General features: G+C 39.5%; 17 protein-coding genes and 2 other annotated features. Of the genes, 6 read left to right on the top strand and 11 right to left on the bottom strand.

The features are described 5' to 3' along the window. Positions 1 to 2 precede the first annotated feature (2 nt). Positions 3 to 263: a cell division protein ZapA gene (gene zapA, locus AC4QJR_RS21725; RefSeq protein WP_098574316.1), complete on the bottom strand. Its 261-nt coding sequence runs from the start codon at positions 261 to 263 to the stop codon at positions 3 to 5. 108 nt (positions 264 to 371) lie between these two features. Between zapA and rnhC the strand changes: the two genes are divergently transcribed. Together rnhC and AC4QJR_RS21735 are read left to right on the top strand one after the other, a co-directional pair. Then, positions 372 to 1,316: a ribonuclease HIII gene (gene rnhC, locus AC4QJR_RS21730; protein WP_496524156.1), complete on the top strand. Its 945-nt coding sequence runs from the start codon at positions 372 to 374 to the stop codon at positions 1,314 to 1,316. Positions 1,317 to 1,377: 61 nt separating this feature from the next. Next, positions 1,378 to 1,668 carry a 4a-hydroxytetrahydrobiopterin dehydratase gene (locus tag AC4QJR_RS21735; RefSeq protein ID WP_496524157.1) on the top strand — a complete coding sequence of 97 codons (291 nt, stop codon included), beginning with the start codon at positions 1,378 to 1,380 and terminating at the stop codon, positions 1,666 to 1,668. A gap of 71 nt (positions 1,669 to 1,739) precedes the next feature. Here AC4QJR_RS21735 and pheT read toward each other — a convergent pair whose 3' ends face one another. The 3 genes from pheT to AC4QJR_RS21750 form a co-directional block, all read right to left on the bottom strand. Further along, a complete protein-coding gene (gene pheT / locus AC4QJR_RS21740; RefSeq protein ID WP_496524158.1) occupies positions 1,740 to 4,154 on the bottom strand; it encodes a phenylalanine--tRNA ligase subunit beta in 2,415 nt (804 codons plus the stop codon). A gap of 51 nt (positions 4,155 to 4,205) precedes the next feature. Next, the gene (gene pheS / locus AC4QJR_RS21745; protein WP_098574324.1) at positions 4,206 to 5,243 is read right to left on the bottom strand and encodes a phenylalanine--tRNA ligase subunit alpha; all 1,038 of its coding nucleotides are present in this window, start codon (positions 5,241 to 5,243) and stop codon (positions 4,206 to 4,208) included. Between the two features lie 72 nt (positions 5,244 to 5,315). Then, positions 5,316 to 5,584: a binding site (T-box leader), on the bottom strand. 61 nt (positions 5,585 to 5,645) lie between these two features. Continuing rightward, complete coding sequence (locus AC4QJR_RS21750; protein WP_496524159.1) at positions 5,646 to 6,395, bottom strand: TrmH family RNA methyltransferase; 750 nt, start codon at positions 6,393 to 6,395, stop codon at positions 5,646 to 5,648. Between the two features lie 119 nt (positions 6,396 to 6,514). Between AC4QJR_RS21750 and sspI the strand changes: the two genes are divergently transcribed. Then, positions 6,515 to 6,721 carry a small acid-soluble spore protein SspI gene (gene sspI / locus AC4QJR_RS21755; RefSeq protein ID WP_496524160.1) on the top strand — a complete coding sequence of 69 codons (207 nt, stop codon included), beginning with the start codon at positions 6,515 to 6,517 and terminating at the stop codon, positions 6,719 to 6,721. Between the two features lie 290 nt (positions 6,722 to 7,011). On the opposite strand, the gene AC4QJR_RS21760 is transcribed toward sspI, so the two are convergent. Then, positions 7,012 to 8,097, bottom strand: coding sequence for a M42 family metallopeptidase (locus AC4QJR_RS21760; protein ID WP_496524161.1), 1,086 nt, complete (start codon positions 8,095 to 8,097; stop codon positions 7,012 to 7,014). Positions 8,098 to 8,340: 243 nt separating this feature from the next. Here AC4QJR_RS21760 and AC4QJR_RS21765 point away from each other — a divergent pair, with 243 nt between their 5' ends. The 3 genes from AC4QJR_RS21765 to AC4QJR_RS21775 are packed head-to-tail and all read left to right on the top strand — an operon-like array spanning position 8,341 to position 12,211. After that, the gene (locus AC4QJR_RS21765) at positions 8,341 to 9,438 is read left to right on the top strand and encodes a GerAB/ArcD/ProY family transporter (RefSeq protein ID WP_496524162.1); all 1,098 of its coding nucleotides are present in this window, start codon (positions 8,341 to 8,343) and stop codon (positions 9,436 to 9,438) included. A gap of 32 nt (positions 9,439 to 9,470) precedes the next feature. Beyond that, on the top strand, positions 9,471 to 11,030 hold the full coding sequence (locus tag AC4QJR_RS21770) for a spore germination protein (RefSeq protein WP_496524163.1): 1,560 nt from the start codon (positions 9,471 to 9,473) through the stop codon (positions 11,028 to 11,030). A gap of 26 nt (positions 11,031 to 11,056) precedes the next feature. Further along, the gene (locus tag AC4QJR_RS21775; protein WP_496524164.1) at positions 11,057 to 12,211 is read left to right on the top strand and encodes a Ger(x)C family spore germination protein; all 1,155 of its coding nucleotides are present in this window, start codon (positions 11,057 to 11,059) and stop codon (positions 12,209 to 12,211) included. A gap of 321 nt (positions 12,212 to 12,532) precedes the next feature. On the opposite strand, the gene dut is transcribed toward AC4QJR_RS21775, so the two are convergent. The 6 genes from dut to thrS all read right to left on the bottom strand — a co-directional run bounded on the left by dut (position 12,533) and on the right by thrS (position 16,868). Further along, positions 12,533 to 12,967 carry a dUTP diphosphatase gene (gene dut, locus AC4QJR_RS21780; RefSeq protein WP_098574339.1) on the bottom strand — a complete coding sequence of 145 codons (435 nt, stop codon included), beginning with the start codon at positions 12,965 to 12,967 and terminating at the stop codon, positions 12,533 to 12,535. Between the two features lie 77 nt (positions 12,968 to 13,044). After that, positions 13,045 to 13,305 (bottom strand): DUF1294 domain-containing protein, encoded by a 261-nt coding sequence (locus AC4QJR_RS21785; protein ID WP_375375141.1) that lies wholly within the window; start codon positions 13,303 to 13,305, stop codon positions 13,045 to 13,047. 62 nt (positions 13,306 to 13,367) lie between these two features. After that, on the bottom strand, positions 13,368 to 13,727 hold the full coding sequence (gene rplT, locus AC4QJR_RS21790; RefSeq protein WP_026563363.1) for a 50S ribosomal protein L20: 360 nt from the start codon (positions 13,725 to 13,727) through the stop codon (positions 13,368 to 13,370). A gap of 38 nt (positions 13,728 to 13,765) precedes the next feature. Further along, positions 13,766 to 13,966 carry a 50S ribosomal protein L35 gene (rpmI, locus tag AC4QJR_RS21795; protein WP_098574342.1) on the bottom strand — a complete coding sequence of 67 codons (201 nt, stop codon included), beginning with the start codon at positions 13,964 to 13,966 and terminating at the stop codon, positions 13,766 to 13,768. A 16-nt stretch (positions 13,967 to 13,982) separates the two neighbouring features. After that, on the bottom strand, positions 13,983 to 14,486 hold the full coding sequence (gene infC, locus AC4QJR_RS21800) for a translation initiation factor IF-3 (RefSeq protein WP_142333006.1): 504 nt from the start codon (positions 14,484 to 14,486) through the stop codon (positions 13,983 to 13,985). Positions 14,487 to 14,634: 148 nt separating this feature from the next. Then, positions 14,635 to 14,769: a sequence feature (ribosomal protein L20 leader region), on the bottom strand. Between the two features lie 164 nt (positions 14,770 to 14,933). After that, positions 14,934 to 16,868 (bottom strand): threonine--tRNA ligase, encoded by a 1,935-nt coding sequence (gene thrS / locus AC4QJR_RS21805; protein ID WP_098574346.1) that lies wholly within the window; start codon positions 16,866 to 16,868, stop codon positions 14,934 to 14,936. Positions 16,869 to 16,932 lie beyond the last annotated feature (64 nt).

Here is a 16,932-nt window from a genome sequence, read left to right on the forward strand (position 1 = left end):
TTTTAGTCCTTTTCCTTTAGTTGTTCTGTTTTAAGCCGATTTAATTCGTCTTTCATTTGAAGAAAATCATTGACTGCATTTACAGCGGTTAAAACGGCGAGTTTAGTTGCATCTAAATTGGGATTCTTATAACTGATTTCGCGCATTTTATTGTCAACTAATGAGGCCACATGGCGGATGTGACTTGGACTTTCGGAACCCATAATAACATATTGTTGTCCGTATATATCTACGGTTGTTCTATTTTTTTGATTATTCGACAACGTCATGCCTCCATTCAGAGAATCCTACTCTCTATCATAACATGAACCGATATCTGTGGAAAAGTTAAAGCGTATTTTATCTTTATTTAGAAATGTGGTGTATATAGTATGGGTAATGTTGTATTGAATCTAGAAATTAATAAGATCATGGAAATGAGAAACTATTACGGGAAAAGTTTATTAGATAAAAACATTCCCGGCAGTGTGTTTGCCGCAAAAACATCTGCCTGTATGATTACAGCTTATAAATCTGGCAAAGTATTATTCCAAGGAAACGATAGTGAAAAAGAGGCCAGTAAATGGGGAAGTGCCGCTTCAAACAAGCCTTCCTCTCCATCTAAACCGAAATCACAAGCGAAAGGCAACCTGCCTGTTGGGATTGGTCAAATGTCAGTGATTGGTTCAGATGAAGTTGGGACGGGAGACTTTTTCGGACCAATTACAGTCGTGGCAGCTTATGTAAAAAAAGAAAATATTCCCTTGTTGAAAGAATTAGGCGTGCGGGATTCGAAAGATTTAAACGATGAAAAAATCATTGCAATTGCGAAGGTCATTAAAAATATTATTCCATTTAGTTTAATGACCTTAAAAAACGAAAAATATAATCAGGTCCAACAATCTGGAATGTCACAGGGGAAAATGAAGGCGATTCTTCATAATCAAGCAATTTTAAATGTATTAGACAAAATTTCGCCTGAAAAACCCGAAGCCATTCTTATCGACCAATTTGTGCAGGGTAGTACCTATTTTCAACATATTAAAGGCCAAAAAGCAGTGGCCAAAGAGAATGTTTGTTTTAGTACAAAAGCAGAGGGCATTCATCTTGCCGTTGCTGCAGCAAGTATTCTCGCACGATACGCCTTCATCCAATATATTGATAAACTTAGTGAATCTGCAGGATTCAAAATTCCAAAAGGGGCAGGAGCACAGGTGGATGTAGCTGCAGCGAAACTAATTATGAGCAAAGGGCGTGACATCCTTCCATCTTATGTAAAGCTCCACTTTGCCAATACCGATAAAGCGATCGCCCTTGTTAATAAAAAACGAAATTGAAATGATTTTTTGGTCTTAGTTTTGAATAGGTATATAAAAACGGTGTTTGGAGGAGTTAAGGGTGGCAAATCGACTAAATGAAGCGGAGATTACAGCAGCCGTTGCGGGCTTATCAGGCTGGAAATTGGACGGAAAATTCATTGTGAAAAAGTATCGCTTTCGTGAATTCTTACAAGGCGTGGCGTTCGTGAATGCTATTGCACAGCTTTCAGAAGAAAAAAATCATCATCCATTCATTTCGATTGACTATAAACTAGTCACACTTCGCTTAACCTCATGGAATGCCGGAGGATTAACTGATTTGGATATCACTTTGGCGAAAAACTATGACACGATTTATGAAAAGAGATAATATGAATTGAATTCGTTATAACTTAGAAAAAAAAGCTAGCCCGAATTTTATCTTCGAACTAGCTTCTTTTATTAACCTCTTAAAACCGCGCCTGCTTTTTCTTCCAAAGCCTCAAGAACTTGGTTATGAACCTTCGTTACTTCTTCATCCGTTAACGTACGTTCCGGATCGACATACTTAAGAGAGAACGCAATCGACTTCTTGCCTGCCTCCATCTTATCTCCCTCATACAAGTCAAACACTTCAGCTTCCTTCAGAAGCGGTGCGCCCGCTGTTTCGATAATTCCTTTTAGGGTGCCTGACACCGTTTCTCTGTTTACCACAAGGGCAATGTCTCTTGTGATGGACGGGAAGCGTGGGATGGCCTGGTATTGTAATGCTGGTGTTTCTGCTTCAAGTACTGCCTTTAATGATAGCTCGAATACGTACGTATCCTTCAAATCCAGCTCTTTTTGAACTGTTGGGTGAACTTGACCGATAAAGCCGATTTTCTCCCCATTTAAGAGTACTTCAGCCGTACGTCCAGGGTGCATGCCGTCTACTTGCGCTTGAACAAATTGAACCTGTTCTAGTAAACCAAGCTTAGCAAACATTCCTTCTAGGATTCCTTTGATTACGAAGAAGTCGACCGCCTTCTTCTCTCCTTGCCAAGAATGACTAGACCATAGCCCTGTAATAGCTGCTGCAATGTGTTCCTTTTCGGAAGGAAGAGTATCCGTGCCATTTGCTAAGAATACAGCCCCAGTTTCATACACACCTAAGGTATCATTTTGACGAGCGCTGTTGTATTTTAATACTTCTAACAGCTGTGGCATGATGCTTAATCGCAGGATGCTGCGCTCCTCACTCATTGGCATTGAAAGACGGATGGTATCTCGTTTTTCAAGCGCGAATTGAGTTGCTTTTTCCTCGCTAGTAAGGGAATATGTCACTGCTTGATACAAACCTGCCCCTTCAAGGTATTGACGAACCTTTCGGCGCTTCTGTTGATACTCAGACAATCTACCAGGGGTTGTTGAACCAATTGGCAATGTTTTTGGAATATTATCGTATCCATAAAGACGAGCGACCTCTTCTAGTAAATCTTCTTCTATTTTAATATCACCGCGGCGAGTAGGCGCCGTTACCGTTACGGTATCCTCCTCAATGCTGACACCAAATTGAAGGCGATCGAAGATTTCTTTTACATCGTTCATTACCAATTCTGTACCAAGAACTCGATTGATTTTTTCTAAAGTAATCGAAACAACCGCTGGCTCAACGGTCAGTGTATCAGCCTCTACGGCACCTTCTAGCACTTCACCGCCAGCGTATTTTGCCATCAGATAGGCAGCCCGATTTCCAGCAGCACGAACACGATTAGGATCCACACCTTTTTCAAAACGAGCGCTCGCTTCACTTCTTAACCCATGGTCTTTCGATGCCTTACGCACAGTCGCCCCATTAAAATAAGCGGATTCAAGCAGTACAGTGGTTGTATCTGAGGTTACCTCTGAATTTGCTCCTCCCATGACACCAGCAAGGGCAACGGGTTCCGTTCCATTTGTAATGACGAGATGGTCGGAAGTAAGTGTACGTTCTGCATCATCAAGCGTAATAAATTTTTCGCCATCAGCTGCACGGCGGACAAGGATTTCCTTTGAACCTAAGCGGTCATAATCAAATGCATGGAGCGGTTGACCATATTCAAGCAGGATATAGTTGGTAATATCGACCACATTATTGTGTGGACGAATTCCCGCTGACATCAAGCGAGTTTGCATCCAGAGTGGAGATGGTCCAATTTTTACATTTTTAATGATTTGCGCCACATATAATGGATTATCCTCTTTTGCTTCGACCGTAATTTTGACATAATCAGAAGCTTTTTCAGTTGAAGCTTGCAGATTTGTTTCTGGAAGTTTAACGTCTCTGCCAAGAATCGCTGCCACTTCATAGGCAACACCTAGCATGCTTAAACAATCCGCACGGTTTGGAGTCAAACTAAGTTCAAGAATCTCATCGTCACGATTTAACTCGGCTAGTGCATCGACGCCTACTACTGTATCCGCTGGAAAAACAAAGATTCCCTCTGAATACTCTTTCGGAACTACCTTTCCTTCCATCCCTAACTCTGTCAGCGAACAGATCATTCCGTTTGATTCTTCACCGCGAAGTTTCGCACGTTTTATTTTAAAATTACCTGGTAATACTGCACCAACTGTTGCCACCGCAACCTTCTGTCCCTGTGCCACATTTGGTGCACCGCAAATGATTTGTACCGGCTGTTCACCGCCTACATCAACAAGACATTTGCTTAATTTATCGGCATTTGGGTGCTGCTCACGTTCAAGGACATGACCAACTACAACACCTTTAATACCATCGTTAAGGATTTCGACTCCCTCAACCTCAATACCGCTTTTTGTAATTTTTTCTGCTAATTCAGCAGCAGTTACTCCAGTTAGATCGATATAATCTTGGAGCCATTTATATGAAACGAACATGTCGTCATCCTCCTTTATTTATTCAACTTCAACGGATTGAAGCCATCCCATTTACTCGTGTTTTGAAAATTGTTTTAAGAAACGAACATCATTTGTATAGAAATGTCTGATATCATCAACACCGTACTTTAACATTGCAATTCGCTCAGGTCCCATACCGAAGGCGAAACCTGTGTATTTTTTAGAATCGTATCCTGCCATCTCTAAAACGTTCGGATGGACCATGCCAGCACCAAGAATTTCGATCCAGCCGGTGCGCTTACAAACGCTGCAGCCATGACCGCCGCAAATTTTACAAGAAATGTCCATTTCAACAGAAGGTTCTGTGAAAGGGAAGAAACTTGGACGTAGACGGATTTCACGATCTTCCCCGAACATTTTCTTCGCAAACACTTCTAATGTTCCTTTCAGGTCGCTCATTCGGATGTTTTCTCCGACAACTAGACCTTCGATTTGCATAAATTGGTGGGAGTGTGTCGCATCATCATTATCACGGCGGTACACTTTACCTGGACAAATAATCTTGATCGGACCTTTACCTTGGTGCTTCTCCATCGTCCGGGCTTGAACCGGAGAGGTATGAGTACGAAGCAGGATGTCTTCTGTAATATAGAAAGAATCCTGCATATCACGGGCTGGGTGGCCTTTCGGTAAATTAAGAGCTTCGAAGTTATAATAATCTTGTTCAACTTCTGGACCTTCAGCTACCTGGTAACCCATTCCGATAAATAAGTCTTCAATTTCTTCGATGATTCTAGTCAGCGGATGGTGATTTCCAACCTTCACTGGGCGGCCTGGAAGAGTAACATCGATACTTTCAGAAGCTAGCTTTTCTAGGACAGCTGCTTCTTCTAACCCCTTTTGTTTGGCTTCAATTTTTTCGGCAATCGCTTCACGAACTTCGTTTGCTAATGCCCCCATAACTGGACGCTCTTCAGCTGAAAGTTTCCCCATGCCACGCAACACTTCCGTAATTGGCCCCTTTTTTCCTAAGTAGGCAACACGGATGTCATTTAATTCTTTTAAGCTTCCAGATTGTTCAATTTTTTGAATAGCCTCTTCCTGCAATTCCTTTAAACGCTCTTGCATGTCAATTCCTCCTTCATAGTAATCGGTAATTGGTGTCAGGCACCAGAAAAAAACAAAAAAACCCCATCCCTGGAAAGGGACGAGGTTAAAGTTTCGCGGTACCACCCTTGTAAACACGTTATGTAAAACACATTGTGTTCGCTTCATTCGGATAACGGCTTATGCCGGTGCATCTTTACACGGAAAGCGAAGCAGCTGGACAGCTATTGCTTTTAATCGTGGTCCCGATGCCAACTCAGGAGGTGAACTTCTCTTATCCTTGCCATAAAAGTGCTTTCAGTCACGGCACTTTCTCCCTAAATGGCTTTAAATAAGATACTTTTCTCCGTCATCGTCATTTAATATTCCATATTGTTCATTATTATATAATAATTCTCTACGCAAGGTCAAACTAGTTTACGCCTATTTTTTCAAATAATAAAGCAGGATCCCTGTCGCAACGGCCACATTTAATGACTCACTCTTCCCGTAAATGGGGATATAAAGGTTCGCTGTTGTACTTGCAAGAATATCTTTACCAACACCATTTCCTTCATTTCCAACAATCAGGGCAAACGAATCACCTGTGGAAATATCAGTATATGCGGATGCCCCTTCAAGTGCTGTACCGTAAACAGGAATATTTTTTTCCTGCAGTTTGTCCATCCATTCATGAAGGTCCCCTCTAATTATCGGCAGGTGAAAATGACTTCCTTGTGCAGACCTAAGGACCTTAGAGTTGAAAATATCCACACTTCCACGTCCCACCACAACAGCGTCAATCCCCGCTGCATCAGCGGTACGAATCATAGTGCCGAGATTGCCCGGGTCCTGAACCGCGTCAATGAACAGGTAGGTTTTTGCATTACTTACTTCCGGAGCTGCGATTCGGCAGACAGCATAAATTCCCTGGGGTGCTTCCGTATCGGTTAAGGAATTCGATATCTCTTCCGTAACTTGTGTAACTGGCGTGGAACCAGCATCCCATCTTGAAGGTAAATCCACTTTTTCAGAAACAATGATTTCTAAAATTTGTTCCCCTTGTTTCAGGGCTTCTTCAACTAAATGGAAGCCTTCCACTAAAAATGTTCCTGACCTATCCCGTTCTTTTTTGGTTAACAGTTTTTTCCATCGTTTAACTTTGGGATTATTGATTGATTCTATATGCTTCAAAACTCGCTCTCCTTTTACAATAACGATGATTTTTATATTATAGCCTAACAAAAATACATAATAAAACCCAAAATAGAAAACATATTAAAGTAATACAGGATAAAAAGGAGTGCATATACATGAATTTAAATTTACGTAACGCGATTGTTCACAATGTTTCTGGGAATACACAAGACCAATTAGAAGATACGATTGTTGATGCGATTCAAAACGGGGAAGAAAAAATGCTCCCGGGTCTCGGCGTATTATTTGAAATCATTTGGAAAAACTCATCTGAAGAAGAGAAGAAAGAAATGCTCGCTACTCTTGAAAGTGGGTTAAAGTAGTCATTTGTTGGTTCTGGGGCTGTCAATCGGTTAAGGTTGACAGCTTTTTTCTGTAAAGATTTAAACTTTAAGGAAAATTAGATCTAGATAATAAATGTTTTAATGTTGATATATAAAGAATATCAGCAATTTAGACACTCAATCGGCGAATTTTCATGCTCAATCAGCGAATTTGGGCATTCAATCGGCGAATTTTCATGCTCAATCGGCGAATATCACCTTTCAATCAGCAAATCAAAAACTCGAATAAAAAATCCCCGGCAAAGTTCTACCGGGGACCCCATAATAAGTTATTCAAACGTAATTTTATCAACCATCTCACGGTCTAAACGCTTGATGACTTCCACAATCAATTTTACCGCATTTTCATAATCATCACGATGGAGCATCGCGGCATGAGAATGGATATATCTAGTCGCAATTGTAATCGCCATCGCTGGAACCCCATTATGTGTCAAATGGATTGACCCTGCATCCGTACCGCCGCCAGGTATTGATTCGAACTGATAAGGAATGTTCAGTTCATCAGCTGTGTCGGTTACTAAATCGCGCAATCCTTTATGGGCTACAAGTGAAGCATCATAGATAACAACTTGTGGTCCCTTACCCATTTTACTCATGGCTTCTCTTTCAGAAACTCCCGGTGTATCGCCGGCAATACCGACATCAACTGCAAAGCCGATATCAGGTTTAATTTTAGTCGTTGCCGTCTTGGCACCACGCAAACCAACCTCTTCTTGAACATTACCAACACCATAGACAACATTAGGATGGTCTACACCTTTCAGCTGCTTCAACACATCAATAGCAATGGCACAGCCAATCCGGTTATCCCAGGCTTTAGCTAATAACATTTTTTCATTATTCATAACAGTGAATTCAAAATATGGAACAACCATATCGCCTGGACGAACGCCCCACTCCGTGACTTCCTCACGACTTGAAGCACCTACATCAATAAACATGTCCTTAATTTCAACAGGTTTCTTGCGTGCTTCTGGTGATAAAATATGCGGCGGCTTAGAACCGATAATCCCGGTTACATCTCCCTTGCTCGACACGATCGTTACACGCTGGGCGAGCATAACCTGCCCCCACCAGCCGCCAACTGGTTGAAAACGAAGAAAACCTTTTTCATCAATTTGGGTAATCATGAAACCAACTTCATCCAAATGACCTGCGACCATAATTTTCGGGCCGCCTTCTTTCCCTACCTTTTTGGCAATTAAACTGCCAAGTCCATCGGTTGTGAGTTCATCCGCAAATGGTTCTATGTATTTTTTCATAACTTCGCGAACTTCACGCTCATTACCAGGAATTCCTTTGGCATCTGTTAACTCTTTTAACATCATCAGGGTTTCATCTAGTTTTGTCATTATTTCGCCCCCTTTTTTATAGGTACAATTTTATTATACAGAAGGATATTGTTCAGTTACAAATTTAGCCTGATTGGATGAAATAACTCGGCATCCTTTGAATCTTTAAGAAGTTCATGGAATCTAGGCTTCATGGATAACATGTATATCTATGGAGAATATTAAAAAAAAAGGAATACTTTGTTAGGAACGGTTTTTTTTGTATAGCAAAAGCTTTTCTGATTTCAAAAGGGAGATAAATTAATGATTAAGGAAAAAATTAGTGCAATCCAGCTTGTTTATTTAATGGCAGGCTATGTATTAGGGACGGCGATGATTCTGGGTTTAGGGGCTGACACGAAGCAGGATGCATGGATCTATATCCTTTTCGGCATGGTATCCAGTCTAATATTAATGGTTGTTTATACTCAATTATCAACCTATTATTCAGGGGATACACTCGTTCAGATGCTGCCAAAGATAATCGGAAGGTTTCTTTCCTATCCGGTAATCATGCTTTATATTGTGCATTTTACCTATTCTGCCGCAAGAGCGTGCAGAGAATTGGGGGATCTGATTGTCACAACCATCTTAACTGAAACCCCAATCTTAGTAGTAATAGGAAGCTTTATGGTGTTAATGATCTATTGTTTGCTGGGCGGAGTAGAGACTTTGGGGCGAATGGCGGAAATCATCTTTCCTATCTATATTTTTGCACTTATCCTGATTTGGCTTCTCTTATTTAGTGTTGAACCATTTGATGTAAAAAATCTAACTCCTGTTTTAGGTAATGGAGTACAACCTTTATTGAAAAAAGCAATTCCAACTGCCATAAACTTCCCCTTTGGCGAAACCATTGTCATTATGATGTTTTTTCCTTTTTTAAGCAATAAAAAACATATAAGAAAGATAGGATTGTCTGCTCTAGTAATCGGAGGAATCCTATTAACAATTAATTCTATTATGATGCTTTCTACGCTAGGACCGGAAATTTACAGCAGAGATCTTTTTACCCTGCTTGCTGCAACTCAAATGGTTTCTGTGGCAGACTTTCTTGAGCGGTTTGATGCCCTTGTTATTTTAATGATGGTTGCAGGTGTATTTTTTAAGGTGGGAGGATTTACATTCGGTGCTTCCGTTGCCATATCCCAATTATTCAAGTTAAAACAAACTCGTTCCGTACTGATATCACTAGGGTTAATTATTACCCCCTTGTCACTAATATCCTCATCTAATTATGTTGAACATATAGATTTTGGATTTAAGTTTTTTGTTCCATATTTCTTAACTCTATTACAAATCATTGTGCCGATTTTATTACTATTTACCGCAATGATTCGAAAAAAATTGGGCCTTTTATAGTCTCATTTTAATCAATAAGGGTGGTACGTTCATTGAAAACTTTAAGACGGATTAAAAAATTATATTCGACTTTCCAAAATCAAAACCGAGACAAAACTCTTGAGGAAAAAGGAAACGATCAATTATCAGGATTTCTTCAGGAAGATTTTTTACAGGTAAAGCATTATTTTGAAGGGGCTTCAGATTTCAAATATCGTGAACTTCTAATAAATTCTACATACTCGGCTATGATTTTTTATCTCGATGGATTAGTGGGTATAGAAAGAATTGAATTAAACGTCATCACTCCTTTACTCAAAAACAATAATGCATTCCTAAATAACCCTAAACCGACAATTGAGACCATCATAGAAGAACTAAGTTCAGCTCAAGTGAAACAAGGGGAAACACTGCAGGACGTGATTAATCATATTTTGTTAGGTGATACTGTTTTATTGATTAATGGATATAAACAATTCCTTTTTATTAGTGAACAAGCATGGGAAAAGCGCTCCATTGAAGAACCCCTATCCGAGGCGGTCGTTTTAGGACCAAGAGAAGGCTTTACTGAAAATATCCGGACCAATACAAGTATGATTCGTAGACGTTTAAAAACAACAAAGCTTAAATTCGAAAGTATACAGATTGGGAACCTTTCCCAAACTGAAGTAGTCATTACTTATCTTGATGGAATTGCCCAATATTCAATCATAGAAGAAGTTCGCAGCAGATTAAACCAGATTAATATTGATGCGATTGAGGACAGCGGCTATATTGTGGAGCTTATTGAGGATCATCCTTTCTCAGTGTTTCCGCAAATATTGCAAACTGAACGGCCGGATCGAGTGGTCGGTAACCTTCTTGAAGGCAGAATTGGGATTATCGTTGAAAATAGCCCTTTTGCTCTTGTGGTTCCTGTGACATTTTTTCAAATGATGAGTTCCCCTGAAGACTATTATGGAAAGTTTATTATGGCAACCTTTATTCGATTCATCCGCTATTTATTTTTATTGATTGCACTATTGTTTCCCTCCATTTATATCGCTGTGACTACCTTCCATCAGGAATTACTGCCAACCAATCTTTTGTTTAGTGTTGCAGCTTCCCGGGAAAAGGTGCCCTTTCCGGCGGTTATCGAAGCCCTATTAATGGAAATAACCTTTGAAGCACTGCGTGAAGCTGGTTTACGGCTGCCGCGGCCGATTGGATCAACAGTAAGTATTGTTGGAGCATTAGTAATCGGTCAAGCTGCTGTTGAGGCGGGGATTGTTTCCGCTCCATTAGTTATTGTTGTATCCACTACAGGCATTGCATCGTTTATGTTTCCTAGTTATACCCTAACTGGAGCTATTCGGCTCCTTCGGTTTTTAATGATTTTTTTATCCGCAACATTAGGGTTTTATGGAATCTTATTAGGAGTTTTCTTTATTTTAGTACACCTTGTCCAACTGCGCTCCTTTGGTGTTCCTTATTTGGCCCCTGTTGCCCCACTTAATTTTAACAACCTTAAAGATGTTTTTGTTCGTGCCCCTTGGTGGAGGATGAATGAACGGCCAGAACAAACAGGAAAAAGGAATTTGAGGAGATTAAGTCCCCGCAACCGTAAAAACTAGTTCGTTTAAAAGGACGGGATGGGATTATGAAGGTGATTAGAAAACTGCTATTAGGAGTCATAACCGTTTTTTTGCTTACAGGATGTTGGAACCGGATTGAAGTGAATGATATTGCCATTGTTACTGCGATTGGATTAGACCTTGTTGAAGAGAATATGATTCGCTTAACCCTTCAAGTGGCTATACCAACTAAGCTAGGACCAGCTGGAGGAAGTAGTGGAGGAGGAAAAGATCGCAGTACATTTGTCATTTCAGAGAAAGGTGTCACGGTTTCTGAAGCGTACCGAAAGTTACAAATGAAGCTATCGAGACGTGTATTCTTTTCTCAAAGCAGGGTCTTGTTAATCAGTGAATCTTTAGCTAGAAAGGGAACTTTTAATATTATTGACTTTTATACAAGATTCCATCAACCTCGAATGAACAGTTTTATTATGTTTACAGAAGGAGCGGCTTCCGAAGTTATTAAAAACATGCCAAATTTAGAAAGTGTTTCAGCAGAGGAAACGAAGGAACTTGCAAAGCTAAGTGTAGGTTTAAAGGTTTATGTCAGGGATTTTTTAAACATGCTTCTTACAGACGGATTAGAACCATATGCCCCTCAGTATAAATTAACTTCGGTAGAAGTAGATACGGAAAATGAATCAGGAAAAATACAGTCTATTAATGGGGCTGCTGTATTTAAAAAAGACAAGCTAATAGGTTGGATGGATGAAACTGAAACCCGGGGAATTTTATGGCTTCGTAATGAAATTGAAGGAGGAGTCATTACTATTAAAGTCCCAAAGGAAAAAGGCGGGGGAAATATTAGTCTTGATATTATTAGATCAAAAACAAAAATCCTTCCTCATCATGACCATGGACAAATGAAAATTACAGTTAATGTTACCTCAGAAATGAGTGCAATTGAAAATACTTCAAAGCTAGTATTATTTAATCCAAAAGTAATTGAAGAGATCCAAAAAAATATTGAAAAGGAGATTAAGGGTCGAATTCAATTAGTAGTAAATAAGGCTCAAAAAGATTTTCAATCAGACATATTTGGATTTGGCCAAGCCGTTTACAGAGAATATCCAAAAGCATGGAATACATTTTATAAAAAGAATTGGAACCATGAGTTTTCACAAGTAGAAGTAAATATTAAATCAAAAGTTTATGTAAGAAGAATCGGCTTAAGTAAGTGAAGAAATACTTCATAAAAAGGAATGGAAAATGTTTAAGATTTTTTTAGTGATTTTTACCTTCGTAATAATCTTTTCCTGGGAAGCTTTACGTTTAATACGAAAAAGGGAAATAAAAGAACTAGTTGTTTTTTCTATTCTTTCATTAATCGGCTTAGCATTGAGTATTATGGTAATTATCCGATCATTTGTCTAATGATTTCGTATAAAAGGGGGGCCATACTAATTTTTCCTCTCAAAAAATATGAAATGGACATTCTCACCTTTTTAAAGAAGTTGGAAGCTGCAAAGTCCAATTTCTAATAAAAATGTCCAATCATACTTTTATATACCGGAAGAACCGAATCCACCTTCTGATCTACCCGTATCCGCTAATATTTCTGTTTCAATAAGGTTAACTTTTAAGACTGGGGCAATAACCATTTGGGCAATTCTCATTTGTTTTTCAATTGTAAAATCTTCTTTCCCATGATTAATAAGGATAATTTTTATTTCCCCTCGGTACCCTTCATCAATAGTCCCCGGACTATTAAGCACAGTTATAGAGTGTTTTAAGGCTAGACCACTTCTTGGCCTAATCTGTGCCTCCGTTCCTTTAGGTAATTCAATTTGTATACCCGTTCTTATTAAGCCCGCATCCCCTGCTTTGATTATTTTTTCTTCAATAGAAAATAAATCTAACCCAGCATCACCTTCATATGCTCGATGGGGTAATACAGCCTCATCGTCTATTAATTTAACTTTCAATTGATATTCCATTTTGAACCTCTTTTCAAGAAATTTTTATGTAACTTAATTGATTACGCATGCATTGCTTAGCCCCCAAGATGCGACTTTTATAGTAAAAACTTGATTAACAGAACTAACTCAATCACTGCAAGAACCGGAAAACCAATCTTAAATGAAGTATGCTTTGTTTTATGTCGATAAAGTTGCATGCCTGCAGTCGTACCAACAGCACCGCCAAATAATGCCACTAGCCATAAGGTCCGCTCGCTTATTCTAAACTCATGCTTTTTAGCCCTTCTCTTATCCTCCCACATAATCACGAGCCCCGCAATATTCATGATAAAATAGGCCACTAACCATATTTTCATCCCCAGTATCCCCCTCTATAGAAAAAGCCATCCTCATAAGAGAATGGCTGATATATTTCAAATTACTTGTTAATGTTTTGTTTTGCAACATTTGCTAATTCAGCAAATGCGTTTGCATCGCTTACTGCTAATTCAGCAAGCATCTTGCGGTTTACTTCGATACCAGCAAGCTTTAAGCCATGCATTAAACGGCTGTAAGAAAGACCGTTCATACGTGCTGCTGCATTGATACGAGTAATCCAAAGTTTGCGGAAGTCGCGTTTTTTCTGGCGACGATCGCGGAAAGCATACATTAAAGATTTCATAACTTGTTGGTTAGCTACTTTATATAATGTATGTTTTGAACCGAAATAACCTTTTGCTAATTTAAGAACTTTTTTACGACGTTTGCGCGTAACTGTACCGCCTTTTACACGTGGCATTTAATTTCCCTCCAATATATAAATCGATCACTTAATTTTTACTTCATGTAAGTTAAAATTTGACGAATGCGTTTGAAATCACCTTTAGAAACAAGTGATGCTTTGCGAAGCTTACGCTTTGCTTTAGTAGATTTGTTAGCAAATAAGTGGCTTGTATAAGCATGGTCACGTTTTAATTTACCTGAACCAGTTCTTTTAAAACGCTTTGCAGCGCCACGGTGAGTTTTCATTTTTGGCATTGGGATATCCTCCTTATTACTTGTCGGTTTTAGGTGCTAAAACTAGGAACATGCTACGACCATCCATTTTTGGATGTGATTCAATCGTTGCAACTTCCTTGCACGCCTCTGAAAAACGGTCTAACACACGTTGACCAATTTCTTTATGGGTAATCGCCCGGCCCTTGAAACGGATGGACGCTTTTACCTTGTCGCCTTTTTCTAAGAACTTAATTGCATTGCGTAACTTTGTATTAAAGTCATGCTCATCAATTGTCGGGCTGAGACGAACTTCTTTAGTGGTGATGATTTTTTGATTCTTACGAGCTTCTTTTTCTTTCTTTTGCTGCTCGAATTTAAATTTGCCATAGTCCATAATTCTGCCGACTGGAGGCTTTGCATTTGGTGCTACAAGTACCAAATCTAGGTTCACTCTTCCGGCAATCTCTAAGGCTTCAGTTTTGGTTTTAATCCCTAACTGCTCGCCATTTTGATCAATTAGGCGAATTTCGCGAGCGCGAATGCCCTCATTTAATAACATGTCTTTGCTAATAATTAGCCACCTCCAAGGTTTTATCACGAATACAACGTCATGGTCAAGAAAATCATTACGAGCCCTTTCAAACCTTAACGTAAAACGCTATACAAGAATCCACAGGTATAAAACTTTTTAGCAGTGCTATAAGTGCACAAACAAAAAAGTGCGGATGAATGCACCCACACTTTACAGAACAAAAGTAATCAAACCAAAAAGTTCAAGTAAAACCTGCTAACTGCTCTATTCGCGTCAATCAGGTGAGAAGCGGGTGCTTCTTCTTTTCCCAAAAACAAGTATTCAATTTTTCACCTTAGTAAATATAACATAAGCAAAGATACAATGTCAAATGAACTATTTTCTTTGACAACGAAATTTATTTTAGCAAGAAATAAATAATTATTCAATAGTTTTTTTCAAACAAAAAGAGAGGCGAACCTCTCTTTCTACTGTTTATCCTCTTTTCACTTCAGCAATTAATGAAGTTAAAAAGTCTGAGAATGGCTTTGTTTCTGAGTTTTGCTCGCCATATTTGCGGACATTAACCGCCTGATTTTCGACTTCTTTATCCCCAACAACAAGCATATATGGTATTTTTTGCATTTGTGCTTCACGGATTTTATAACCGATTTTTTCATCACGGCCATCCAATTCAACACGAATACCTTCATTTTGAAGCTGTTCTTGAACTTGTTTCGCATAATCATAATGCACACCAGGAGAAACAGGAATGACCTGCACCTGTACCGGAGCGAGCCAAGTAGGGAAAGCACCTTTATATTCTTCAATTAAGAAGGCTACAAATCGTTCCATTGTGGATACAACACCACGGTGGATTACCACAGGACGATGCGGTTTACCGTCCTCACCCACATATGTTAAATCAAAACGTTCTGGTAATAAGAAGTCCAATTGAACTGTGGAAAGTGTTTCTTCCTTTCCTAATGCAGTTTTCACTTGAACGTCAAGCTTTGGACCGTAGAAGGCTGCTTCTCCTTCTGCCTCATAATAATCAAGACCAAGGTCATCCATTGCTTCCTTCAGCATTCCTTGGGCTTTTTCCCACATTGCGTCATCGTCAAAATACTTTTCAGTATCTTGCGGGTCACGGTAAGAAAGGCGGAAGGAATAGTCATTAATATCAAAGTCTTTGTATACGGCTAAAACGAGGTTCACAACCCGTTTGAATTCATCTTTAATTTGGTCAGGTCGAACGAAGATATGTGCATCATTTAAAGTCATTCCTCGAACACGTTGTAGTCCTGAAAGTGCACCAGACATTTCATAACGATGCATTGTTCCAAGTTCTGCGATTCGAATTGGCAGCTCACGATAGCTGTGGATGCTGTTTTTGTACACCATCATATGATGCGGACAGTTCATTGGACGAAGAACTAATTGCTCGTTATCCATGTCCATTACCGGGAACATATCTTCTTGGTAATGATCCCAGTGTCCTGAAGTCTTATATAAATCGACACTGCCCATTATTGGAGTGTATACATGGTCATAGCCCAGGCGCTGTTCTTTATCAACAATGTAACGTTCAACCACCCGACGGATAGTTGCACCCTTTGGAAGCCATAACGGTAATCCTTGTCCTACTAATTGATTGCTAGTGAAAAGGTTTAACTCTTTCCCAATTTTACGGTGGTCACGTTCTTTCGCTTCTTCAAGTAAGCGAAGGTGTTCTGCTAAGTCTTCTTTCTTGAAAAAGGCTGTTCCATAAACGCGCTGCAGCATTTTATTTTTGCTGTCACCGCGCCAATAAGCACCTGCAATGTTTAACAGCTTAAATTCTTTGATTTTACCTGTTGATGGGACATGGACTCCGCGGCAAAGGTCAAAGAAATCACCTTGTTCGTAAATTGTCACTGTTTCCTCATCAGGAATAGCCTCAATTAATTCCAGTTTATAAGGGTCACCTGCTTCTTTAAAAAGCTGAACAGCCTCCGCACGGCTTACTTCTTTGCGGACAATTTCAATATTTTCATTAACGATTCGGGCCATTTCTTTTTCAATCTTTGGCAGATCTTCTGGGGTTAATGATTCTTCAAGGTCCATATCATAATAAAATCCACCTTCGATAACAGGTCCAACACCTAAATTCACACCCGGATAAAGTCTTCTAACAGCCTGTGCCATCAAATGCGCAGTACTGTGGCGTAAAATTTCTAACGCATCATCGGAATCTGGGACGACGATTTCTATTGAACCGTCTTCATTAATTGGACGGCGAAGATCAAACAACTGTCCGTTCCATTTGCCGGCAATCGCTTTTTTCTTTAGGCCTGGGCTGATGGATGCGGCAATATCTTCCGTTGTTGTTCCTTGTGGGAACTCCTTTACCGCCCCATCTGGAAACGAAATCTTAACAACGTCTGACATGGTAATTCCTCCTTTGAAATAAGCGTTTCGGGTCAATTTTTGCCCAAAAATCCGCTTTAAAAAA

Source organism: Neobacillus sp. BP17 (assembly GCF_059579525.1).